This is a genomic window from Flagellimonas sp., from assembly GCF_965215805.1.
Lineage (GTDB): Bacteria > Bacteroidota > Bacteroidia > Flavobacteriales > Flavobacteriaceae > Flagellimonas.
Genome location: NZ_OZ244124.1, coordinates 2,854,792 through 2,877,871, shown reverse-complemented (window position 1 = coordinate 2,877,871; position 23,080 = coordinate 2,854,792). Strand labels below are relative to the sequence as shown.

The following is a 23,080-nucleotide window of genomic DNA, read 5'->3' as shown; positions in this document are numbered from 1 at the left end:
TTCATCCAGTATAGCCTACCTTTTTAATTCGTCCGCTGTGCGGTAGAAATTACTTTAAACTGTACTTTTAGAACGTAAATTGGTTTGGTGCACTCACTCAAAAAACACAGCGTTCTTGCCTTGGGGTATTTTCTTTTGATTGCTCTTTTAGGCCTTGCATTGCGGTTATTCCCAGTTGTTGAGCTTTCCTTTGATTACCGTTATATGGTGCACACCCATTCCCATGTGGCTTTGTTGGGCTGGACCTACACTGCCTTGACCACCTTGATCTATAAGGCGTACCTGGGCAAAGCATCCATAGAAAGAAAGTATCGAGTTTTGTTTTGGTGTACCCAAGTAACCATTATTGGAATGTTGTTGACCTTTCCATTTACGGGATATGCTTTATTTTCAATCATTTTTTCTACGCTTTTCCTTTTTGCTTCCTATGTGTTTATGTGGTTTTTTGCGAGACACACTTCAAAGAAACAAAAGAAAACCCCCGCCTATAAATGTATATATGTCTCCCTCTGGTACATGGTGCTATCCAGTTTGGGTCCATGGGCCTTGGGAGCAATAATGAATACCGCTGGAAGTGGTTCGGATTTGTACAGGAATGCCATTTATTTCTATTTGCATTTTCAATACAATGGATGGTTTATAATGGCGCTCATTGGGCTTTTGCTGTATTTTTTGGAACAAAAAGAAATAGCATTACCCCGCGTTGCCTTCACACAGTTCTTTTGGACCATGAACCTTGGTGTCGTGACAACCTTTTGCATCTCTTTATTATGGATGAATCCTACCAACTCCATCTATGTCATTTCCATCTTAGGGTCTGTATTGCAGCTGTGTGCTTTTTTTATTTTGATCAAACATGTATTGCCTTTCCAAAATGAGATCAAAAGGATGGATTCCAAACTATTCCATCTTTCACTAAAAATTGCAGCTATCTTCTTTTTGGTCAAATTGCTATTGCAACTATTGGGGTCCATTCCCTATTTTGCCTCCAAGATTTCTAGCAACATTGACCTGGTCATTGGGTATTTGCATTGGATTTTTTTAGGTGTTGTTAGCGTGACCGTCCTTTCTTTTTTATTCCATTCCAAATTAATCCGGCTTACATCAAGGTCCATGGCATTGTACTTTCTAGGTTTTATACTAACAGAAGGACTTATCTTCTATAAAGGTACAATGGCTTGGTTCAAAGAACCTGTGATTCGGCATTATCCATGGCTGTTGGCATTGGTAACAGGTATTCTGGCATTTGCCATCGGTAATATTTTGGTTCTTCAATTGAGGCGAAAAGACATTTCAGACAGTGCGCTTTGAATGATTACAAAACATTTTTCTGCTGGATAGCCCTTGTAAGAATTCCAGCGATTCTATTTCGGACTAAAACATCTTTCTATACATTTGAACAAAGCAAAAGTTTATGTTATCCAACGCATGCAAATATGCTATCCGATCCATTCTTTATTTGGCAATGTACATCAAGGAAGATGAAAAAGTGGGGGTTAAGAAAATTGCCGAAGCCTTGGAAACTCCCCAACCTTTTTTGGCCAAATTGTTGCAACAGTTAGCCAAAAACAAGTTGGTCTCTTCCCATAAAGGGCCAACAGGAGGTTTTTTCTTGGATGAACACAATCTAGAAAACTCCATTTGGGATGTTGTCAAGTGTATTGATGGCACGTCAAAATTTGATAGCTGCTTTTTGGGCTTGCCATCGTGTGGAGATGAAAATCCATGCCCCGTGCATTTCACCGTGGCTCCGTTCAAGAAAAAAATCTATGCCGATTTCAAAGACAAAACCATAAAGGAGTTTGTTGCGGAAATTAAACAAAAAGGCAGGCATATTTCACTTAAGGGCTTTGACATTTTACACCCTCAAGACCAACAATAGAAGAACAATAAAAATCAATAGGTAAGCAACAATCAAAAATTGCCAAAAGTAATGGGCTATTTTCAATTCCATGAACTGAAAGGCCACCGCCAAAAATTTTAGGCCAGCCAAAATCATAATTGAAATCACAAGATATATTCCTTGTATTCCCGAAAGAAACGAAGCCAAGATGGTCAGCACCACTAAGAACACCCAGGTTATTGTTGTTGTTTTATCCATTTAAAAGAATAAATAAAGTACAGGGAACAGTAACAGCCAAATAAGGTCGCACATGTGCCAAAAAGCAGCACTGGCCTCTATATCTTCAATGGTTGTCTTTTCTTTTTTTAATCCAAAATACACCGAAGTAAGAATAACCAGTCCAATGATTACATGTACCACATGAAATAGGGTAAGCATCCAATAGTAGCTAAAAAAAGTATTGTAACCCATGTCAAATCCAGCACTCAGTTTTTCATGATATTCCAAGCTCTTTAACATCAAAAACATACTGCCAAACAATAAGGTAGCAGGAAGGTATTTCTTAAGCGCATGCTTTCCTTTGACTTTTACTTCTATAATGGATAGTGCCATAAAAAATCCACTTGTGAGCAAAAAAATAGTATTGATCATTCCATAAGTGACATTTAATGTCAACCTGGAATCATGAAATTGAACTTCCTCGGTTTTGCTTTCATATACCATGGCTATCAGGGCAACACCGAAAGTTATCAACTCCAAAAAAATGATAATCCAAATTAAAATTCCGCCAGGTGGAAAATAAATACTCCTATAATTGATTTGCTTTGAATCCATATCTACGCGACACCCCTATTAGGACTGATGTTTTATTCTTTCATAAAGCTTTACCAACGATTGCAATAACTCCACCGGCGTGGTCAGAATTTGATAGTGGTTTTGACCGAACATTTGAGGCAGATAGTATTTGGCTTGGGCCTCAATGGCCAAGGCATAGGAGTTTATTTGGCGTTCGTTGAGTTCCCGTAAGGCTTGCTTGATATCATTTATTCCATATTTTCCTTCATACCTATCATAATCATTGGGCTTTCCGTCAGAAATAAGAATGACCCATTTGTTTTTGGTATCTCTTTGGTCCAGCAAGGCTCCCGAATGTCGTAAGGCAGGACCAATTCTCGTATAACCGCTGGGTTCTATTGCCCCGATTTTGAATTTGGCTCGATTCCAATCCTCATCAAAGCCCTTCATCGTGATATAGGAAGAGTGATTCCTGGTCTTCGAATAAAAACTATTGATGGAGAAATCAATATTGAATTCCTCCAATATTTCACCAAAAAGAATGGATACTTGCTTTTCAACATCTATCACCCTGTTCCCAGCGGCATAACCATCGCTGGACAAGCTACTATCCAAGAGTAAAAGGATGGAAAGATCCTTTTCCTTTTTGCGTTTGGACAGATATACTTTTTCCGAAGGGGTATGACCCGTATTCACATCAACAAAAAGGTCTGTTATGGCATCCAAATCAAATTCCTCCCCTTGGGTCTGTCTCCGTTGCTGCTGATATTTGTTATTTACCGTTGTCAGCATTTTTCGCAGTCCCAATAAAGTTGACCTGTTTTTCGCAATTGCTTCCTTATAATAATCTGGATTGATCCTCTCGATGGTTTTGGGGTACACCTTGCAAAAATCTTCTTTGTAGCTGCGCTTGGATTGGTCCCATTCATCGTAGCGGACAAAATAGCCGCTGCTATCCCTATCCGCACTTTCTGCAATGGTGGTGTTCTCCACAAAATCTGCTTGGTAAACGGAATGTGCCGTATCATCAACCCGAACGGTAAACTTCATGTTTAAATCCTCCAGAGCATTGGCATGGTCTTCCAAGTCATCATCTCCATCCATGTTCCTGAAATTCCCTCCAAACTCATCTGCAGTTTCCACTTTTTCAAACTGGTGTTGCAATACCGCATCCTCCACTTGTTTTTCATCTACCTGAACGGAAACAATTTCTTCTACGGCATTGGCTTTTAAGGTTGTTTTGGGCTGGTCTTGTGTTGTCTTTTTTACTTTCTGGGAAAAATTTTCCAGAGTGTCCCCTATTTCTTCCTCAGCAGTGTCACGCATCCATTTGCCATATATAAATGAGAAATCCGGTAACACTTTCGGTTTTGTCTGAACCGAATAATGGGATATCAATCTTTGATAATACTCTTGGGTAACAGGAAATTCCCTGAACAATTGTTCCAACACCAACGAAGAGGTTTTTTGGGCTTGTTCCTGGGAAGTTTTCAACTCATGTTCGTTACTGTCCTTCCAGTTTAGGCTCAAATTTTTTTGAACGGATAAGTAGAGGATTCTGAACAGATAAAAAGAGAGGTTTTCCTTGACAGTGGCAAATTGGGCATATTTTGGTGGCAGAAAGAAATTGTTGTTTTTGTAGCCCCCTTCCCTTTCGGCTGCATAGAGTTCTATAGGTTTTCCCGTAACTGCCCGAGCAAAGATGGTGAGTCGAGGTTTTATATCGGAAAGGTGAACCGCATGGGACCAGTTGGCCTCTCTATTCTTCTTTCGTTTTTTGAAATAGTGGGCAAACTTGGTAAAGATGTATTCATCCGGCTCAAACTCAAACATGCTTTTATCTTTTAGTAGTGAGACTCTCAAGATTCAAGACCCAAGACCCAAGACTCAATCTTAATCTTTAGATCATTAAATCACATAGATCGTTCAGTGCACTAATAACCTCCAAATCATCTGTTAATGGTTCCACCACAGCAGCATGTACCGCCAATCTTTTGGGCAAACCTGAACGTATCAATTTAGCGGCATCCACCAATAATCTGGTAGAGACCGTTTCTGTTAGTCCCAACTCTGTCAGATTTCTAATTTTATTTGCGATGTTGACCAGCTTCTTGGCATCAGCCTCCAAAATATTGGTTTCTTGTACCAAAATTTCCGCCTCAGCTTTGGCTGCCGGATAGCTAAAGGATATAGCAACAAAACGTTGCCGGGTTGAAGGCTTTAGTTCTTTAAATCCTCTTTGATAGCCAGGGTTAAAGGAAGCGACCAACATAAAGTTGGGATGTGCTTTAACAGTAGTTCCCAATTTATCGATAAACAGCTCCCTACGATGATCGGTCAACGAATGTATGGCCACGATTACATCAGGCCTAGCCTCGGCAATTTCATCTAAATACAATATGGCCCCTGTTTTAACCGCCATGGTCAAGGGACCATCCATCCAAACCGTTTCAGCTCCTTTGATAATATATCGCCCTATCAAATCCGTAGACGAAGTTTCCTCATGACAACTGACCGTAATCAAATGTTGGTCAAGTTCATGGGCCATGAATTCGATAAATCGGGATTTGCCAGTGCCTGTAGGACCCTTTAATAAAAATGGAATCCTGCCACTATACGCATGCTTAAAAATGTCTACCTCCTTCCCTACCGATTTGTAAAAAGGCTTGGACTTGGAATTTATTTTCGTTTGGGTGCTTTTTGTTTCCACTGAATTGATCATTGCTTATAATTTAAGGTCTAAAAAGCAATCATGATTGAAGCAATCCTTGAAGAGTCAGGTATGAGTAAATTGAATGCTTCACCACTGGCTAAGATTGCTTAATAGACCTATTTTTTTACTGTTTCAATTATTTTTTCAACCGTTTCCTTGTTGTCCACACCCAGCCCTTCCTGTTGGTGAACCAGCTCTCCCTGCGGATTAAATACGCTAATGATGTTGGAATGTGAAAAGTCCATTGGGGAAATTTGCTTATACTTTACCGCAAGTACATTGGCAAATTCCCTTACCCCCGTCTCCGTTCCTTGCAAAAAAGTCCAATGATCAGCATCCATAAGATTTTCCTTTGCGAATGCCTTTAAATGGACTGGTGTATCTGTTTTTGGATCGATGCTTACCAAAACATATTGCAAGTCTTCGGTTAAGGATTTTGGAATCTGTTTTTCAATATTTCGCATGTCGGCCACCAATCTGGGACAGGCAGCTTTGCATGTGGTGTATATCATTACCATGACCAGGGTCTTCCCCTTTAGATCCTTTAATTCGATACTGATGCCCTCCTCCGTATTCCACTTGGAGGTTAGATTGAAAATGGATTCCTCCGAAATAGCATCCAGTTCCATAGGCTCTACCGTCAGCGATGCCAATGACATCAAATCCATCTTACAAACCGGACAACTTCCTGCCTCATAATAGGTTTTGTCACTTTCGCATTTCATAGGACATGTATAGGCTAGCTCACTACTTGCCATCTTGGCTCCATTGTTACAGGAAACCAATACCAAAAACATTGTCAAAATGCCAATAACCCGCTTATAGTTGTTCATCATCTTTGTTTTTCACACATCTAAACCCAAGGTTTTTCATGGTGTATTTTGCCTTCAAGCTTCCTCTGGTTGCATATCGCATAAAGGCAGCATAGTTCATTAAATCTGTGGCTCCTATAGCACCGCTTCCGCAGAAAAGGTTGCTATCCTTGTCCACATCTTTTCGTGATTCACCTGATACCAGTACTGAATTAAAATCCGAAGTCCATTCCCAAACCAGACCATGTAGATCATAAACACCCCAAAAGTTTTTAAAAGTGGAGCCAACTATGTTGTTGAACGTCTTTGGCTTCTCGTACCACCCTAGGATGTAAGTGTTATAGGTTTCATTTTTTCTTGCGTCCGGTTCATATTCATCTGCCATGGCCGCATACTCCCATTCATCAATGGTGGGCAAGCGTTTTCCCTGGCATTCACAGTAGGCATTTGCTGCAAACCAACTGATATTGGTTACAGGAGCGTTCAATTCCAGTCCCTCTGCCAAAGTGGTATCCGAAATCCAATTCATTAAATAGCTTTCATCGGCAAACAGCTTTTTTACCTTGGATTTTCGCCATTTGGGATTTTGCTTTACAAAAGCAATAAACTCTTGATTGGTTACCGGATATACATCCATATTAAAATCAGAAATGGTAACTTTTAAAGAATCCCTGCCGTAAAGTGGAATGTAGGTTCCGCCAGCAATAGCGACCATTTTAGATTGACAATTTGCATTGACCACCCAAAGAAAAAGTATACAAAATGTCAATCTTAAAACAGTCATCCGCTATTATTGATTAGTGCCCATTTTTAACCTGATCTACCATAGATCGGGTCACATTGGTTTTATTATTTCCCCAAGAATTGTAGATATAGGTAAGCACATCGGCTATCTCATCACTGCTAATGGCCTGTTTGGTCATTACGCTGTTATACTTTTGCCCATTTACCGTGATTTCACCCGTTTTACCATTCAAGACAATATCTATTGCACGATTCACATCGGCATTGAGATAATCCGATTCGGCCAAGGGTGGAAAAGCATTCGGGATTCCCTCTCCGTTGGCTTGGTGACATGCAAAACAGGTTTTGGTATAGATCTGCTTTCCTGATTCCATTTTTTCCGCCAAGGTTTTGGTACCTGAACTTGTATCTGCTTTATCCCCTCCATTGGGCATGGCCTGTATTCCTCCACCTTCCGGGTTGTAAATTCCTTCTTGAATTACCCCGGAATAAATGGTTTTGTTTTCCTCACCCTGAACCTTAAGCATACCCAATGCACCTTTGTTGAAAGCCCGGAAAATGGAATGATCTACCAAAATGAAGGTGCCAGGGACATCCACCCTGAACTCCACAATTGCAGCTCCACCAGCAGGAATCAAAGTAGTTTGTACATTCTTATTGATGCTGCTACCTCCTTCGACCATTACCTTGTCAAAAATTTCTCCAATCACATGAAAGGAGGACACCAAATTGGGTCCACCGTTCCCAACATAAAGCCGGACCGTTTCCCCTACATTGGCCGTTATGGCATTATCCCCCGTCAAGGAACCAACACTCCCATTGAACACCACATAATCGGCGTCTTCGTCCACTGCTTTTTGCATATCGAAGGGTTGTAGGCCCGGATCACCGTTTTCGCCTTGGGTGTAGAAATCGCCCTGCATAATGTAATATTCCTTGTCCACTCTGGGTAATCCTCCTTCGGGTTCCACCAAAATCAATCCGTACATTCCATTGGCGACATGCATCCCAACGGGTGCTGTAGCACAGTGGTATACATACAAACCTTCATTGATGGTCTTAAAATTGAATTTCTTTTCATGCCCAGGAGCCACAAAGGACGATGTCGCTCCGCCGCCAGGACCAGTTACCGCATGTAAATCTATGTTGTGGGGCAGTTTGTTATCTGGATGATTCGACAGGGTGAATTCCACTTCATCCCCCACCCTGGTTCTGATAAAGCTTCCTGGCACGGAACCACCGAAGGTCCAATAGTTATATGTGGTTCCATCGGTCATGGTGCCTTCCTTTTCAAGAATTTCCATGTTCACGATAAGCTTTTTGGCTTTACGGTCGCCTACCCCCCTAGGTACATTTGGTGGGGCAGTAAGTTCTGCCGTCATTTCCCTGCTCACTGGAATATCTGCCGCCGCAGCATATTCTTTTTTTGTGGTATTGTCTATACAACTTTGCAAGCCAATGGCTCCAATTGCCATTAGGCAAAGTGCTACTAGTCCGTTTTTAGGTATTCTCATTTATATAATTTTTGGTTTATGGTTGTAGTTCCAAAGCTTGATCGGTTGGTTTACCATGTTTGACAAAGTCTATAATGTACAAGGCAATTCCCAAGGTTAATATGGTTGCGCAGATCAATAACACCCAAAAGTGTATGCTAATTTCATTCTGCACTGCCATAAACTCCATTTTAAACTTTCGTTCCAAGTACACCTGGGCAACACCTGCAACTCCAAAGGCCACGGTCATTCCAATCATACCAATATTTGAAAGCCAAAATGCGGCTCTACCCCTTGCACTTAGATACAGTTTCCTTCCTGTCATGTTGGGCATACTATAGCTGATAATGGCCAACACAATCATTGCATAAGCGCCCCAAAATGCCAGGTGTCCGTGCATGGCCGTCACCAAGGTTCCGTGGGTATACAGGTTGGTTTGTGGTAGCGTATGGGCAAAACCTAGCAACCCAGCGCCCAAAAAGGACACGATGGCAGCACCCAAGGTCCAGAACAATGCCAACTTGTTGGGGTGTCTTTTTTCCCCTTTGCGGTACATGTTCACCGCAAACAAGGCCATGGCCAAGAAAGCCAAGGGTTCCAGTGCGGAGAATATCCCTCCAACAACCAACCAAATCTTGTTCACCCCTATGTAATAGTAATGGTGACCCGTTCCCAATACACCTGAAAGGAATGTAAGTCCTACAATAACGTAAAGCCATTTTTCTATGACTTCCCGATCCACTCCTGTAAGTTTGATCAGCAAAAAGGAAAGGATACCTCCCATAATCAGTTCCCAAACACCTTCAACCCAAAGGTGAACTACCCACCAACGGAAGAAAGAGTCCATTACCTGACTATCAAAGGGCAACATTCCAGGCAAATACAGGAGTGCTGCAAACAAAAGTCCCATGGAGAGTACCAAGGCTGTTGTGGTCCTTCGTTTTCCTTTAAACAGGGTGACCAAGATCAAGCCTAAAAACAAGAGTACATTGGCTACTACCAAAAAGTCCAATTGTCTTGGAATTTCCAGGAATTTTCGTCCTTCCCACCAGTTAAAATGATAACCCACTATGGCTGCAACACCTACCAAAGCAAGTGAAATCAATTGCACATAGGCCAATTTCACGTTGACCAATTCGCGCTGTGCTTCCTCCGGAATTATGTAATAAGCAGCACCCATAAAACCGGAAAGCAACCAAACCACCAATAAATTGGTGTGTACCGCCCTTGCGGTATTAAAGGGAATAAAATCATGAAGTCCATCCAGCCCCACACGGGCAAATCCCATGATGAAGCCGTAGGTCAATTGTAAAACTAATAGCAGCATGGAAAGTGCAAAAAACCAATAGGCTACTTTTTGTGATTTGTATTTCATAACGTTGGGTTTAGTTGTTGGTTTTATCTTTGGCCAATGGAGATACCACAGTATCAAAACCATTGAGATCAATGTCATCTATCCAATCAAAAAATGCGATTAGGTCTGCCGCTTCCTCATCCGAAAATCCATAGGCCACCATTTTTCTTCCATTGGGTGCCCAGGCATTTGGAGTGGTAAGTACTGCCTTGATATAACCTTCCCCCCTTCGGTCTATGACCTTGGTGAGTTCAGGCGCATAATAGGCGCCTTCACCTAGAATGGTGTGACACCCCATACAATTGTTGGCTTCCCACAATTGTTTTCCCCGAACAACCTGCTCGGTAATGTTCTCATAGTTGGATTGATCCTGTTCCTTGCTAAAGGAATAAATCGTAAGTCCGATAAAGACAAGAAATGTCACCACCGTCCCTCCAAGAAAAAAAGTACGTGCTTGTTTTTTTGATAACATGGTAAATTGATTAGTATTCGATAATAAAAGACTATTTTATCCTTTATTATGTAAAAATAGATAGGTGTCTTAGTTGAACACATGATATTTATCATGTTTCCCTTAAAAGAGCATCAAGATTGGATAAATATCAGATGATGTGTTGCGTTTCCGAATAGTCTGGCAGAGGTTGATTCTTGGACTGATAACCGTTCAGGACCTGAACTCTCTTCTTGCCCAAGCGACTTTCTTTCCTATTTGCATGATAGTATCTTAAGTCATGCTCCCTTTGCCGTCCCGAACTAAAACTGGAAACCTTTTTTAGGTATCCTATCACCCGAGTGGCGTGGTCTACTTCTTTGGAGTTGCATTTATGGCAGCTGTGCAAGGTTCGTTTGTCGATATGCCCACAACGGTTACAAATGGTGATTTTAATGTTGAAGCAGAAATAGTTGCATCCTGCTCTGGCCGTTGCATGAATCAACTTTTCAAAACCCTCTTGATTGGGCGTCTCCTCCAAATTCAGATGCAGTGCTGAACCACCATCCAAGTATTGAATGGTTTCCTTGCCATGTAAAATTATTTTATCCAAGGTGTTGGTACTGATGTCCTCCACTTTGTAGAAATAAGAATTGTAGCAATCACGTGGCACAAACAGTCCATCTTTCCTATCCCAATGGGCATTTTTCACGCCCAAGTTTTCAGCTGGTACAAACTCAGTGTTGAACATATAACCATGCTCCTGTTTGGCTTTTTTATTTTCAGTATAGATTGCTTTGAGGTATTTGTTGACAAAGGCTTTGTAGTTTTCATTGTTGCCAACATCGATTCCCTGGCTTTCCGCCGCTTCTACCATTCCATTGATTCCAATGGTCAGGAATTGTTTGTCCAGCCCAATAAATCCTGCTTTGTATACAGGCAGCAGTCCGGCAGCCTCATATTCCTCAATGAGTTTCCTAAATGCAACTTGATATTTATGTATTTTACGAACTTCTTCCACCATATCCGCCCCATTTTGAACCAAGCGATTCATATTGAGCGTTATGACATTGATGGATCCTGTAGCCACTCCTCCAGCACCCAGTGAATAACTAAAGGTATTGTCACTAATCTCATTACGGAGGCGGCAGCAAGAAGCCAAACTATCCGCATTTTCTGATTGGTAAATGAAAAACGAATTACCCTCACTCAATTCCTTTGCGCACATTTGTGTAAACTCCCTGTCCACAGGTTTCCCATCTTTTGTAAGCATGGCAGCAGTGACAACAGGGAAGGTTAATATGGCCTTGGTGCGTTCGGTGTTGAACCATTTCATAAAATACGATTGTAGCCTTTTCACATTTTCCCACTGCGGTTTTGTCATATCAGGAAAAACAAAGTCCCCAAACATGCTATTAAAATAAGCTTCATCATAAAGGGAAATGTTCCAAAAGACAGACTGGTATCCCCTAGCCGCGGCAGGTTGATTGATAGCATATACCACATGCTGCAAATGGTTGGCAATGGTCTTTTCATGGGATTTTAGATAGTCTTTACCATAATCAATGCTGGCAAAATGATCAAAGTACATCAAAAACTCCACCGTGGCCAACGCCCCTGCAAACTGGGAACTGATAGCAAATACCAGATTGACAAACTCCCCACAAAAACTCTCCAAATGTTGGGGTGCCCTACTCTCCCCTCCCAATTTGGTAAGTCCATCCAACAGAAAAGGATACATGCTAATGGAAACGCAGTATGGTTTTAAAGAGGTTTCATCATGAACGTAGATTTCATGGGATTCAATTTGCCTGGTATACTCCTCTGCGAGTTCATTTCCGAAAAGCGATTCAATCTTATCTTTTACCAATTTTCTATTGACCTGGATGTTGATGTCCTTGTTCAATTCGGCCTCCATAGTGGCAATGTTTTTTGAAGTTACATTGGCATTCGCATCCAGTTTTGATCCGTCCGCGGCATTGGCAGAATGCATATACTGGTTGATAAACTTTACTTTTTTTGAAATCTGTGCGTCGGTAAGTCGTATCATATTTGTTGTTCTTTTATAAATAAGTGATTGTATAATTTTTTGGTTCGTACTTCTATAAATTTTTGATTGGTCTTTTTGCTGTCCAATCCTCCAAGGGCTTGGATCCATTTTCCGGTTTTAATCCAGGTCAACTGCTGTAAAATGCTATCTTCAACTCGATCCAACCCTGTGTACAAACAAGTTTTGTAACCTTTGTCCTTGGCATATTTTAAATATTGGATGAGTTCATCCTGGTGCCATTCCCCTCCCATAAAAAGGACACAACTTGCGAATCCGTAGTATTTATAAAGAATATGGTCAAATAGATGAAGTGTAAGCTTTTCCCCATTCCCCTCTTTCCATAGAAATGGGGAATGACAGCCCTTACAGCGCAAGGGACAGCCAGAAATACTAAAGCACAAACTTATCTCACCGGGCACTTCCTGAAGTACAATTTGGAATCTGCTGCAATACATAAATTAATAAAAGACCTTTTTATCCTTTAAAATTATAAAAGACATACATCCAAAAGTTTCTTATTGAAAATGAGTTATTAAAGATGTTATCAACATTTGGGAATTGTAAAAAATGGCTATTTTGTAGTTGAATCCTTTTGACCCAACTAACTCATGTACACCCGCAGAATATTTCCAGTTAAAGGCGTAATCCGATGGACCCGTAGACATATTTTACTCTTTCTTTTATTAGCCACTGTTCCCGTTATTCTTTTTGATGTTTTACGCTGGAAGTGGCTCCATATACCATGGTTACCGCTAGGAGTGCTGGGAACCGCTGTGGCCTTTATCGTGAGTTTTAAGAACAACGCGTCCTACGATAGACTCTGGGAAGCGCGAAAGATTTGGGGAGGAATCGTTAACACCTCTAGGTCTTGGACTATCATGGTCAAGGATTTTATCACCAATAAACACGCTAAAAATCCGATTGCCGATGAAGAGCTCAAAACCATAAAAAGAGAATTGGTACACCGACATGTTGCCTGGCTCACTGCCCTTCGATATCAATTAAGGAAGGACAAACCCTGGGAATCGCACCTTAAAAATCAGAAGTCCAACAAGGAATTCCGGGAATCCCAATATACCGTGTTGGAAGATACCGTCCCCATAGAAGAGGTCATCGCCACCTATATTTCCAAAGCTGAATTTGATACCATTTTCAAAAAAGGAAATCAGGCGTCGCAACTGTTGGGAATTCAATCCAAAAGGTTGGGAGAGCTGATGGATCAAGGTTTGATTGAGGATTTTCGTCATATGGAAATGATGTCAATGCTCACCGAACTATACACCCTCCAAGGGAAAAGTGAGCGAATCAAGAATTTTCCGTACCCCAGACAGTTTGCCACCTTGAACTATGTATTTGTCTGGGTATTTATCCTATTGGTTCCCTTTGGTATCATGGAAGGGTTTGAAGTGATAGGAGATCGTATTGTTTCGGACTTAAATGAGAATCCGGCCTATTTTGAGGTAACGCAAAATCTTCAACTCTTCATAGGAAAGCATTTCGCGTGGTTTTCCATTCCATTCAGCGCTTTGATAGCTTGGGTCTTTCACACCATGGAGGCCATTGGGGAGAACACGGAAAATCCGTTTGAAGGGGGACCCAATGACGTTCCCATCACTGATTTGAGTCGAGGAATAGAAATAGATATCCGACAGCTCATAGACGATACGGATATCCCCGAACCTTATCAATGGATCAATGACATTGTGATGTAACCTCTCAATCACTGGATGATTGCAGCTTAGTAGGCACCTCTAAGTTTTTTAAACTGGGCAAAAGCCTTGTCCACATCCTGTTGTGATGCCCTTTCAAATTCCTTTTGGGTTACTCCATAGTACGCTTGGAGACTGTCCAATTTTCTATGCAACTCTTCAATCTCTTCTGTGTAACTGGGGTCGTTGATGGCATTGTTTATCTCACTGGGATCTTCTTTCAGGTCATAAAACTCCCATGCATCAATGTCATCATAGAAATGAATGAGCTTGTATCTTTTGGTTCGTATACCATATTGTTTTTTGACCATATGGAAGGCCGGGTAGTCATAATAATGGTAGTAAATGGCTTCTTTAAAACAAGATTGGGAACCCTCCAAAACTCCTGTAAAAGATTCACCCTGCATCTCCGAAGCGTATTTACTTCCACCCGCCAATTCCAAAAAGGTGGGTGCAAAATCCAGATTCTGTACCATCGCATCCACTGAGGAACCCGGCTCAATAACACCTGGAAGTTGCATCACTAAAGGCATTCTCAGGGATTCCTCGTACATAAATCGCTTATCGAACCATCCTTTCTCTCCCAAATAGAATCCTTGGTCCGAAGTGTACACCACCAAAGTGTTTTCATCCAGTCCCGTTTCCTCCAGATAATCTAGGATTTGCCCTACTCCTTCATCCACAGCGGCTACTGTGGCCAAATAATCCTGTAGATAACGTTGTCCTTTCCAAATGTCCAATTCGTTACCAGAAAGCTTGGATTCATGAAAAGCATCATTCTTGGCCCTATAAGCATCGTCCCAAGCGCTCCGTTGTTCCGGTGTCATCCGTTCAAAATCCGTTGTCCAAGGATTATGGGCCAACCTTGGGTCTCCCGCTGTTACAGTCATTTTTAAATCATGACCCTCGTACATATCCTTATAAATGGTCTGTTGCTGCAGTTGTGCAGCCATTTGACCTTTATGCTCATTGAAATAAGTATCGGGCAACGGAAAAGTAACCGAATCATATTTGTTTGTATGTCTCAAAGCCGGCATCCAGTTCCTGTGAGGGGCTTTGTGGTGGACCATCATAAAAAAAGGTTTCCTACCATCTCTTTTATTCTGTAACCAGTCCAAGCTTTTATGGGTAATGATATCCGTTGCATATCCTTCAACAATAGTGGTGTCTTTTCCTTGAATAAACTCTGGATTATAGTAATTCCCTTGATCATTCAAAATTTCCCAATGATCAAATCCTGTTGGTTGCCCATGTAGGTGCCATTTTCCAATGACCACTGTTTGGTAGTCCAGTTTTTGGAGGTATTTGGGTAAGGTAGCCTGATTGTTATCAAACCGTTCCCCATTCATTCTAAATCCGTTGAGATGGCTGTGTTTTCCCGTAAGAATAACAGCCCTACTAGGCCCACAAATGGAATTGGTGCAAAAACTGTTCTGAAAAATTGTTCCGTTGGTTGCAATGCGGTCAATATTGGGAGTGGGTGCTAATTGTGACAACTCATGGCCATATGCACTGATTGCCTGGAACGCATGGTCATCTGCCATGATAAAAATAATATTGGGACGAGCGACTTCTATCTCCTGCTTCTGACCTTCACAAGCCACAAGCAATAAAATGCCAATGTATATAATCACTCTTTGCATCCTATGTTCTATTTTAATATGAATGTTGTGCTCAGAACGGCATTGGAATCCGTTCCAACAAAAACTTCAAAGGCGCCGGGTTCAGAAAGAAATTCCAAGTTCCCGTTGTAAAACTTCAAATCATCAGGATTCAATGTCAAGCGCACCGTTTTGCGTTCACCTTTTTTGATAAAAACCTTTTTAAATCCCTTAAGTTCCCTCTTGGGCGGGGTAATGGATCGAACCACATCGCGCAGGTAGAGCTGAACCACCTCTTCCCCATCAAAATTTCCAGTGTTCTCAACTTCCACCTGTATTTCCAATGATTCATTCTGATGGATTTCCTGTTTGTCCAATTTTAAGTTTGAATATTCAAAAGTGGTATAACTCAATCCATACCCAAAGGGAAACAGCGGGGTATTGGGAGCATCCAAATAATTGGAGGTGAACTTTTGAAATTTTTCGTCTGGAGCTGGCCTTCCTGTATTTTTTACACTGTGGTAAATGGGAATCTGTCCCACATTTCTTGGCCAAGTTGCTGTAAGCTTCCCTGATGGGTTATAATCCCCAAAGACCACATCGGCAATTGCATTTCCGGCTTCAACACCCGGATGCCAAACTTGCAACAGGGCAATTGGCAAATCAAATTCTTCTGGAATGGTCAGCGGTCTTCCACTCATTAAAACCACTGCCACGGGTTGCCCGGTATCCACCAAGGTTTTAATTAGTTTTCTTTGATTTTCAGGAATTGAAATATCGGTACGACTTGCAGCTTCCCCGCTCATTTCCGTGGCTTCACCCACTACAACAACCACAACATCTGCTTTTTTCGCAATTTCTATGGCCTCGGTCAGCAACAGGTTTGCAGGCCTTTTATCAATTTGAATTCGAGGGCCAAATACATTGACCTTTTTAGCAAAATTCGCATCATTGGAAATATTGGCGCCTTTAGCATATTGGATATCTGTACCTGGAGCTACATGTTTAAACCCTTCCAAAATGGTAACGGCCAAATCTGGATTTCCCGTAGGAGCCCAAGTACCCAACATATTGTTTCTGCTGTCTGCCAATGGCCCAATCAAAGCGATTTTCGCACTCTTTTGCAGCGGGAGGATTTGATCATGATTTTTGAGAAGAACAAAAGAACGAGTCGCCAGTTTTCTAGCCAATGCCCTATTTTCAGCGGTCAATATGTCCTGTTTGGGCCTATTTGGGTCAAGATATCTGAAGGGGTCATCAAACAGACCTGCTTTGTATTTAGCCTCCAAAACTCTTCTACAAGCTTGCGTAACATCAGCTTCGGTCACTTTGCCTTCTTCAACAGATTTTTTCAAGGTAGTTAGAAATCCTTCTCCCACCATATCCATATCCAAACCAGCCTTTATGGCCAAACTGCTTGCGGCTTGTAAATCGCCTAGACCGTGTGCCACCATTTCATTGACGGACGTATAATCCGAAACCGCAAATCCATTGAACCTCCAACGTTCGCGCAACAATTCTGTCAGCAACCATTTATTGCCCGATGCGGGAATCCCGTCTATGTCATTAAAGGAACTCATCACACTGGCAACTCCCGCATCCACAGCAGCTTTGTAAGGAGGCAAGTACTGATTGAACATCTTAATCTTGCTCATATCCACGGAATGATAGTCCCTTCCAGCTTCGGAAGCTCCGTAAAGGGCCAAGTGTTTTACACAGGCCAACATCGTGTTTGGAGCCGTTAAATCCTGTCCCTGATATCCTTTAACCATAGCCCTGGCAATGGCTGAACCCAAATAGGGGTCCTCTCCAGCTCCTTCCGCTATCCGTCCCCATCTGGGATCACGGGCAATATCCACCATTGGAGAAAAATTCCACATAATTCCATCTGCTGTGGCTTCTTTTGCAGCCATCTGCGCAGCCTCTTCCGTCAAGTCCATATCCCAACTACAGGACATTCCCAATGGAATGGGATAGGTGGTTTGATATCCATGAATGACATCAGCTCCTATGAGCAACGGAATTTTAAGCCGCGTATGGTTTACAGCCATTTCTTGTGCCATCCGGACCTTGTCTGGGCCAGAAACCCCAAAAAGTCCCCCAACCTGACCTGCCTTGATTTTGGCTTCCACATTTTTGCTTACCACTGCGCCAGTTGCCACCCCACCTCCTGGAGTAAGTAAATTTAATTGCCCAATTTTTTCCTCCAAGGTCATTTTCTCCAGCAAGGTTTCTACCTCTGGAATAGGAGATTTAATTTGACCCCAAGTATGGCTTGTCATTATGAAGCCTATCAGGAAGAAAAAAAAGTAATGTTGGATTTTGGTCATGTTGAATTGTTAGAAAAAGATTGTCCCCCTAAAATGTTAAGGGGTTAATTGTTGTATTGGAATCCCAATAGATCAAGTCCGTTCTGAACATCTTCATTCTGCATGAAAAGATTCCAGAGCAGTTCCGTTCTATAATTTTCTATCATGAGTATTTGAGGCCCCTGATCAATGGCCAAATACGCTTCTGCCACCCAAAAATCATTTTCGGGGCTAAAGGCATCATAAAATCCAGCCGGGCCGAGTAACTTGTCCTTGTTCCTATGGAAATAATGCATGGCCTCCAGTGCCTTTTCGGGAGCATAGGGAATTGAAGAAATAGCAGCAGTGGGCGAAATCACCCCTGTATCATTGGCGGGATGATGGGCATTATAGCCCAGGTTTCCATCACTGTTTCGGGTATAACTAGCGGTAAGGCCCCAACAATCGGGTCCGTAATCCTCAAAGTTTTTGGGATTTTCAACGCAATAGTTGTAGTTGATGTTGGTATGATTAAGGTTTACGCTCCAATAGTTTGCGAATTCATCCGAAAGCCCTTTTGGGTTCAGTCCCAAATAGGAATAATGCGCCCAAAACAAAGGCCCTCCATACTGTTGGGCTCCTGGATGCCTTACAATTAAAGGAATGTCGTACTGGGTATTGGAGGATCTGATTCCGCCATTTGAAGCCCAACCGTTGGTGTAGACTTCCTTGGTAATTCCATAATCAGGAGATGCAGCTGCCAAAACATAGGCTATTAGCACCTCATTATATCCTTTTAGTTCGAGATTGATATCGAATTCAAAATTGGGGCTCCAATGCCAATACAAAGCATTTTTTTCTTGGGTGTACCAATTCCATTCCACTCCTTTCCACAGCGTATCAGCCTGTCCTGACAGCTCTTTTTCTACATCTGTTCCATTTTTGAAATACTCTTTTACGCAGATCAGTCCCTGGACTAGAAATGCGGTTTCCACCAAATCCCCGCCATTGTCCGTTGGGCTAAAAGGTATAACGTTGCCCGTACTTCCGTTTATCCAATGGGACCAAGCCCCGTGGAATCTATCTGCATTTTCCAAAAAGTCCAACAGTTGGGAAAGACGTTGCACTGCCTGTTCCCTTGTGATATATCCCCTTTCAATACCCACCAAAATAGCCATCAGTCCAAAGCCTGTTCCCCCAGAAGTGACCAAATGCGAGTCCCTGTCTGGATCATTGGGGTGATACCGTTCTTTCGCCCCACCCGAATTGGTCTCTGCAAAATCCCAGAAATATCTGAAGGTCTCCCTTTGTGTCAAATCCAAAAGTTCCTCATCGCTAATTGAGGGTTCTGGAACCACAGGCTCGTCATCGTCTGGAAATGCGATTGGGGTGTAGGTATAATCATCTTCTCCACAGGCGCAAAAAAGACAGAGTAAACAGAGGAAAAAACAATGGACCTTACCCATCATTTTCGGTTTTGGAATGTTGAAAACCTAGTTTATCAAGACCTTTTTGCACTTCCTGGTTAGACATGAACAGCTTCCAAAATAATCCACTTCGATGATTTTCAATCATTACAGGAATAGGACCTTGGTCGATGGCCAAGTACCTGGGTAAGTACCAATTTTTATCCAAGCTAAATGCATCGTACGGTCCATATTTGCCTACCAGACTATCCTGTTCTGTGTATATATATCGAAGGAAACGCATGCTTTCTTTAGGGGTGTAGGGCATGGACGAAAGTGCTGCCGTGGGTGAAATAACACCAATGTCCCTATCCGGTCGGTGGCTAGCGTATCCTTTGGGAGAATAACTGGAAGTCAGGCCCCAGCATTTCTCTCCATATCCCTTAAAGCCTTTTGGATTTTCCATACTGTGGTTGTAGTGGATCCGAGCATGGTTTACGTTCAATTTCCAATAATCGGCATAAGCATCCGTGAGACCTTTGGGGTTTAACCCCAAATAAGAATAATGTGCCCAAAACAAAGGTCCAACTGGCGAACTATCGTGTTCGTAATGATCCAGTTCTGTTTCCAAGCCATAATAAACCGTATCCTTGGTGATATTACCGCTTTTGGCCCAACCTTTTTCGTACACACTTTTTTCAATAGGGTGGGTAGGAGAACTGGCAGCCAAAATGTACATGATCAAGGCTTCATTGTATCCACCCACTGGAAAATTCATTTCCCATTGATATTCCGGGCTCCAGTGCCAGTACAGTACCTTTTCCCCATTTTTGGTATACCAATCCCACTCTACTTCCTCCCAGAGATTCTGAATGCGCTCACAGAGCTGTTGTTCCTGTTCATTTCCGTTTCCAAAGTATGCTTTTACCGTAAGCAGACCTTGGATAAGGAAGGCGGTTTCCACAAGGTCTCCCCCATTGTCTTTTGGACTAAAAGGTGCCGTTTTGCCGCTTGGTTGCAGCCAATGGGGCCAAGCCCCATGAAATCGGTCGGCTTTTTCCAAAAAGGATACTGCTTTTTCATAGTGAAGCAAGGCCTGTTCCCTGCTTATAAAGCCACGTTCAACGCCAACCAAAATGGCCATCAAGCCAAAGCCGGAACCTCCAATGGTGATCACGTCCTTGTCATGACTGGGGTAGATGTTATCCAAGTGGATGCGCTCACGGGCGAGTCCTGAAATTGGTTCTGCTCCTTCCCAAAAATAATTGAAGGTCTGTTCTTGAACCAAGTTCAACAAATCTTCATCTGAATATGTTTTAGCCGAAGTATTTTGAGCAATGGCTTTTTTGTTGGTCCCTTGGCCATTGCATCCCGCTACTATGGATGCAACGACCAAAAGAACTGAAATTAAAAATAACCTCATTGAAAACTAACTAACTCTAATAATTGCTACTAATTTATAATGTCTTGAATCTCGGTCTGTGTCAAAGCTTTGTTGAACAATCTAAGCTCATCAATATAGCTCAAATCCGATTTGTGATTCCATTGGGTGAATCTCGGAGCACCCGATCCAATGGACAATACGTCACATCCGCTCCAATCGATTCCGTCAAATGCACCTTGTGCCACAACATTGCCATTGATATACACCACACATTCTGTTCCTGAGATGGTGAAGGCCAAATGAACCCAATCTGTAGTGTCGCTGGGAATTGAAGCTGTTGCTCCGCCGTCAAACCAGCTATCTGCTGTGCCGTTACCAGCATTGAGCTTGAATACCTGTCCATCTCCCCCAGCTTCCCTAAAGAATCTGAAACCATTGGTTCTCAAATTCTGGACATCAGGATATTCTGCATTTTCCGTATCTGGCGGTCCCATGACCAAAATTCCAGCCCTATCAGGATCAGCGTTAATCTTGTACCACATGGTGGCACTAAATTCATCGCCTGTCAGGTTTGTGGTTGGAAAGGTTAAATAGGAATCCGTAGCGCCAGCATAGGCCTCATCCCCACTGACTCCTTCGCCTGCCGTTCCAGGTGTTCCCACCGTAGTGGCATCAGCTCCACTCACCAAATCGGTATTGTTACCATTGAATGGAAGGTACAATGTTTCTCCATCAAGTGGTTGATATCCTCCCCCATAGACTTCTTGTACTTCCTCAAAACTCAATGCTTTGGTAAAGAAACGAAGCTCGTCCATGGCACTTAGGTCGGACAAATGGTTCCAATAATCAAAGGTGGGACCTCCCGAACCAATATTAAAGGTTTCACAGCCTGTCCAATCTATAGGTGCGGACATATCCGAAGAGCGAACTTCCACCCCATTAAAGTAGATGGTGTTCTTATCATTGGCTATGGTAAAGGTAATATGGACCCATTCTCCTGCAGCCACATCAATCACATCTCCATCGTTCCAGCTTTCACCTGCACCTGTTCCTACATTTAGTTTAATACGCTGCTCGTCCGCACTACCTTCCCTGAACAATCTAAATCCTTGGAAACGGTCATCCGCATCGTCCCCAATCACAATGATTCCTGCACGATCTGGATCTGCATTGACCTTGTACCAAAACGCACCACTAAACTCATTGGTTAAAAGTCCTTCAGCGGGGTAATTGATATAGGAATCCGTGGCTCCCATAAAGGCTTGGTCTCCTTCCTTACTATCATTGGTAAATCCAGTTGACCCCACTTGTTGAGCCACTTTGCTTCCCACCAAGTCAATGTAATCCCCTTCAAACGGCATGTACAATGACTCACCAGGGAACTTAGGGATATACGGATTCACCGCATTCAGCATGATTTGAATATCAGTTTGCGAAAGCGCCTTGTTGAAAATACGCAGCTCATCCATATCACTGGAATCGGACTTGTGATTCCAATAGTCAAATGTTGGACCCCCTGCTCCAATGGTCATCACCTCACAATTGGTCCAATCAATGGGTGCCGCCAAATCTGCTGAAAGCGTCTCCATTCCGTTGAAGTAGATGGTACTTTTTGTTCCCGAAATAGAAATGGCAATATGCACCCACTCCCCGGCATTAACATCTATAACACCTCCATCGTTCCAGCTTTCGCCAGCTCCTGTGCCCACGTTCAACTTGATTCGCTGCTCATCAGCACTTCCTTCCCTAAACAACCTAAATCCTTGACGGCGGTCATCGGCATCATCGCCAACCACCAAAATACCTGCGCGGTCTGGGGTGGAATTTACTTTGTACCAAAATGCAGCACTAAATTCATTGCTTTTCAAATTGTCCATAGGAAATTCCAAATAGGCATCCGTGGTACCTCTGTAGGCATCCGATCCCACAAAGCCGCCCCCTGCAAAGCCAGGCGCTCCAACTTCTGTAGCCTGTTGAAATCCAATCAAATCCCTATAGTCACCATCAAAAGGCATGTAGAACACTTCCCCATCAAACATGGAAACATAGGGAGGGGCTTTGGCGAAATTCACTTCTTCCGTTGTTGTTTTTCCCTCTATATCCGAAGCCGTGACCGTTAGTTTGTGGTCTCCGTCCTTCAGCCCATCATAGGTGAATTCTTCCAAAACAATCCTATAGTCCTTAAATGTATTGAAGGACGCTATTTGGTTTCCATCCAAAAGTACCTTGATGTCCTTGACCTCAATGTCATCTGTAACCCTAATGTCGACATCCAAAGTGGTCTCATCCTCAAAAACCTTGATTTCTGTTCCTTCAGTAGGGTAATTGATGGTCACCTGTGGGGCAGATTCATCTGCACCTGCACCGACTTCGGTTATAGGATCTATACCTTGATCACAAGCGGTAAAAAATACCACCGTGACTAAGGCTGCTAGTATTTTATATGTTTTTTTCATCG

At 42.5% G+C, this 23,080-nt stretch carries 19 protein-coding genes; 3 read left to right on the top strand and 16 right to left on the bottom strand.

Features of this window, described 5'->3' with window-relative positions:
• The first annotated feature begins 87 nt into the window (after positions 1 to 87).
• Positions 88 to 1,311 (top strand): hypothetical protein, encoded by a 1,224-nt coding sequence (locus ACOOE0_RS12695; protein ID WP_420399275.1) that lies wholly within the window; start codon positions 88 to 90, stop codon positions 1,309 to 1,311.
• Positions 1,312 to 1,414: 103 nt separating this feature from the next.
• Positions 1,415 to 1,882, top strand: a complete 468-nt coding sequence (locus tag ACOOE0_RS12690; protein WP_420399274.1) for an RrF2 family transcriptional regulator — start codon at positions 1,415 to 1,417, stop codon at positions 1,880 to 1,882.
• Here the strand turns inward: ACOOE0_RS12690 and ACOOE0_RS12685 are convergent.
• From ACOOE0_RS12685 to nrdG, 11 genes are all read right to left on the bottom strand, one after another.
• Positions 1,859 to 2,101 carry a cytochrome C oxidase subunit IV family protein gene (locus ACOOE0_RS12685; protein WP_420399273.1) on the bottom strand — a complete coding sequence of 81 codons (243 nt, stop codon included), beginning with the start codon at positions 2,099 to 2,101 and terminating at the stop codon, positions 1,859 to 1,861. The genes ACOOE0_RS12690 and ACOOE0_RS12685 overlap by 24 nt on opposite strands.
• Complete coding sequence (locus ACOOE0_RS12680) at positions 2,102 to 2,677, bottom strand: cytochrome c oxidase subunit 3 (protein WP_420399272.1); 576 nt, start codon at positions 2,675 to 2,677, stop codon at positions 2,102 to 2,104.
• 18 nt (positions 2,678 to 2,695) lie between these two features.
• Positions 2,696 to 4,471, bottom strand: coding sequence for a nitric oxide reductase activation protein NorD (locus ACOOE0_RS12675; RefSeq protein ID WP_420399271.1), 1,776 nt, complete (start codon positions 4,469 to 4,471; stop codon positions 2,696 to 2,698).
• 67 nt (positions 4,472 to 4,538) lie between these two features.
• Positions 4,539 to 5,360 (bottom strand): CbbQ/NirQ/NorQ/GpvN family protein, encoded by an 822-nt coding sequence (locus ACOOE0_RS12670; RefSeq protein WP_420399270.1) that lies wholly within the window; start codon positions 5,358 to 5,360, stop codon positions 4,539 to 4,541.
• Positions 5,361 to 5,467: 107 nt separating this feature from the next.
• The gene (locus tag ACOOE0_RS12665) at positions 5,468 to 6,184 is read right to left on the bottom strand and encodes an SCO family protein (protein ID WP_420402226.1); all 717 of its coding nucleotides are present in this window, start codon (positions 6,182 to 6,184) and stop codon (positions 5,468 to 5,470) included.
• Entirely contained in the window at positions 6,171 to 6,878 is a 708-nt protein-coding gene (locus ACOOE0_RS12660) for a formylglycine-generating enzyme family protein (RefSeq protein ID WP_420399269.1), read from the bottom strand. Before ACOOE0_RS12660 ends, ACOOE0_RS12665 begins: the two co-directional genes overlap by 14 nt.
• A gap of 82 nt (positions 6,879 to 6,960) precedes the next feature.
• The gene (gene nirK, locus ACOOE0_RS12655; protein ID WP_420399268.1) at positions 6,961 to 8,421 is read right to left on the bottom strand and encodes a copper-containing nitrite reductase; all 1,461 of its coding nucleotides are present in this window, start codon (positions 8,419 to 8,421) and stop codon (positions 6,961 to 6,963) included.
• Positions 8,422 to 8,437: 16 nt separating this feature from the next.
• Positions 8,438 to 9,775 carry a cbb3-type cytochrome c oxidase subunit I gene (locus tag ACOOE0_RS12650; protein WP_420399267.1) on the bottom strand — a complete coding sequence of 446 codons (1,338 nt, stop codon included), beginning with the start codon at positions 9,773 to 9,775 and terminating at the stop codon, positions 8,438 to 8,440.
• Between the two features lie 10 nt (positions 9,776 to 9,785).
• The gene (locus ACOOE0_RS12645) at positions 9,786 to 10,226 is read right to left on the bottom strand and encodes a c-type cytochrome (RefSeq protein ID WP_420399266.1); all 441 of its coding nucleotides are present in this window, start codon (positions 10,224 to 10,226) and stop codon (positions 9,786 to 9,788) included.
• Between the two features lie 130 nt (positions 10,227 to 10,356).
• Positions 10,357 to 12,234 (bottom strand): anaerobic ribonucleoside-triphosphate reductase, encoded by a 1,878-nt coding sequence (gene nrdD, locus ACOOE0_RS12640; protein WP_420399265.1) that lies wholly within the window; start codon positions 12,232 to 12,234, stop codon positions 10,357 to 10,359.
• On the bottom strand, positions 12,231 to 12,689 hold the full coding sequence (gene nrdG / locus ACOOE0_RS12635; RefSeq protein WP_420399264.1) for an anaerobic ribonucleoside-triphosphate reductase activating protein: 459 nt from the start codon (positions 12,687 to 12,689) through the stop codon (positions 12,231 to 12,233). The genes nrdD and nrdG overlap by 4 nt, the downstream gene beginning before the upstream one ends.
• A gap of 153 nt (positions 12,690 to 12,842) precedes the next feature.
• On the opposite strand from nrdG, the gene ACOOE0_RS12630 reads away from it, so the two are divergent.
• Positions 12,843 to 13,946: a bestrophin family protein gene (locus ACOOE0_RS12630; protein WP_420399263.1), complete on the top strand. Its 1,104-nt coding sequence runs from the start codon at positions 12,843 to 12,845 to the stop codon at positions 13,944 to 13,946.
• 26 nt (positions 13,947 to 13,972) lie between these two features.
• On the opposite strand, the gene ACOOE0_RS12625 is transcribed toward ACOOE0_RS12630, so the two are convergent.
• From ACOOE0_RS12625 to ACOOE0_RS12605, 5 genes are all read right to left on the bottom strand, one after another.
• A complete protein-coding gene (locus tag ACOOE0_RS12625; RefSeq protein WP_420399262.1) occupies positions 13,973 to 15,586 on the bottom strand; it encodes a sulfatase in 1,614 nt (537 codons plus the stop codon).
• Positions 15,587 to 15,594: 8 nt separating this feature from the next.
• Positions 15,595 to 17,826: a beta-glucosidase BglX gene (bglX, locus tag ACOOE0_RS12620; RefSeq protein WP_420402225.1), complete on the bottom strand. Its 2,232-nt coding sequence runs from the start codon at positions 17,824 to 17,826 to the stop codon at positions 15,595 to 15,597.
• A gap of 92 nt (positions 17,827 to 17,918) precedes the next feature.
• Positions 17,919 to 19,298: a glucoamylase family protein gene (locus ACOOE0_RS12615; RefSeq protein WP_420402224.1), complete on the bottom strand. Its 1,380-nt coding sequence runs from the start codon at positions 19,296 to 19,298 to the stop codon at positions 17,919 to 17,921.
• Positions 19,291 to 20,661 carry a glucoamylase family protein gene (locus ACOOE0_RS12610; RefSeq protein WP_420399261.1) on the bottom strand — a complete coding sequence of 457 codons (1,371 nt, stop codon included), beginning with the start codon at positions 20,659 to 20,661 and terminating at the stop codon, positions 19,291 to 19,293. The genes ACOOE0_RS12615 and ACOOE0_RS12610 overlap by 8 nt, the downstream gene beginning before the upstream one ends.
• A 29-nt stretch (positions 20,662 to 20,690) precedes the next feature.
• Positions 20,691 to 23,078 carry a LamG-like jellyroll fold domain-containing protein gene (locus tag ACOOE0_RS12605; protein ID WP_420399260.1) on the bottom strand — a complete coding sequence of 796 codons (2,388 nt, stop codon included), beginning with the start codon at positions 23,076 to 23,078 and terminating at the stop codon, positions 20,691 to 20,693.
• Positions 23,079 to 23,080: the final 2 nt, after the last annotated feature.

Excerpts from the sequence above, each read along its gene's own strand:
- ACOOE0_RS12690 (WP_420399274.1), top strand. The coding sequence starts at position 1,415 with ATGTTATCCAACGCATGCAAATATGCTATCCGATCCATTCTTTATTTG.
- ACOOE0_RS12685 (WP_420399273.1), bottom strand. The coding sequence starts at position 2,101 with ATGGATAAAACAACAACAATAACCTGGGTGTTCTTAGTGGTGCTGACC.
- ACOOE0_RS12680 (WP_420399272.1), bottom strand. The coding sequence starts at position 2,677 with ATGGATTCAAAGCAAATCAATTATAGGAGTATTTATTTTCCACCTGGC.
- ACOOE0_RS12675 (WP_420399271.1), bottom strand. The coding sequence starts at position 4,471 with ATGTTTGAGTTTGAGCCGGATGAATACATCTTTACCAAGTTTGCCCAC.
- ACOOE0_RS12670 (WP_420399270.1), bottom strand. The coding sequence starts at position 5,360 with ATGATCAATTCAGTGGAAACAAAAAGCACCCAAACGAAAATAAATTCC.
- ACOOE0_RS12665 (WP_420402226.1), bottom strand. The coding sequence starts at position 6,184 with ATGAACAACTATAAGCGGGTTATTGGCATTTTGACAATGTTTTTGGTA.
- ACOOE0_RS12660 (WP_420399269.1), bottom strand. The coding sequence starts at position 6,878 with ATGGTCGCTATTGCTGGCGGAACCTACATTCCACTTTACGGCAGGGAT.
- nirK (WP_420399268.1), bottom strand. The coding sequence starts at position 8,421 with ATGAGAATACCTAAAAACGGACTAGTAGCACTTTGCCTAATGGCAATT.
- ACOOE0_RS12650 (WP_420399267.1), bottom strand. The coding sequence starts at position 9,775 with ATGAAATACAAATCACAAAAAGTAGCCTATTGGTTTTTTGCACTTTCC.
- ACOOE0_RS12645 (WP_420399266.1), bottom strand. The coding sequence starts at position 10,226 with ATGTTATCAAAAAAACAAGCACGTACTTTTTTTCTTGGAGGGACGGTG.
- nrdD (WP_420399265.1), bottom strand. The coding sequence starts at position 12,234 with ATGATACGACTTACCGACGCACAGATTTCAAAAAAAGTAAAGTTTATC.
- nrdG (WP_420399264.1), bottom strand. The coding sequence starts at position 12,689 with ATGTATTGCAGCAGATTCCAAATTGTACTTCAGGAAGTGCCCGGTGAG.
- ACOOE0_RS12630 (WP_420399263.1), top strand. The coding sequence starts at position 12,843 with ATGTACACCCGCAGAATATTTCCAGTTAAAGGCGTAATCCGATGGACC.
- ACOOE0_RS12625 (WP_420399262.1), bottom strand. The coding sequence starts at position 15,586 with ATGCAAAGAGTGATTATATACATTGGCATTTTATTGCTTGTGGCTTGT.
- bglX (WP_420402225.1), bottom strand. The coding sequence starts at position 17,826 with ATGACAAGCCATACTTGGGGTCAAATTAAATCTCCTATTCCAGAGGTA.
- ACOOE0_RS12615 (WP_420402224.1), bottom strand. The coding sequence starts at position 19,298 with ATGGGTAAGGTCCATTGTTTTTTCCTCTGTTTACTCTGTCTTTTTTGC.
- ACOOE0_RS12610 (WP_420399261.1), bottom strand. The coding sequence starts at position 20,661 with ATGAGGTTATTTTTAATTTCAGTTCTTTTGGTCGTTGCATCCATAGTA.
- ACOOE0_RS12605 (WP_420399260.1), bottom strand. The coding sequence starts at position 23,078 with ATGAAAAAAACATATAAAATACTAGCAGCCTTAGTCACGGTGGTATTT.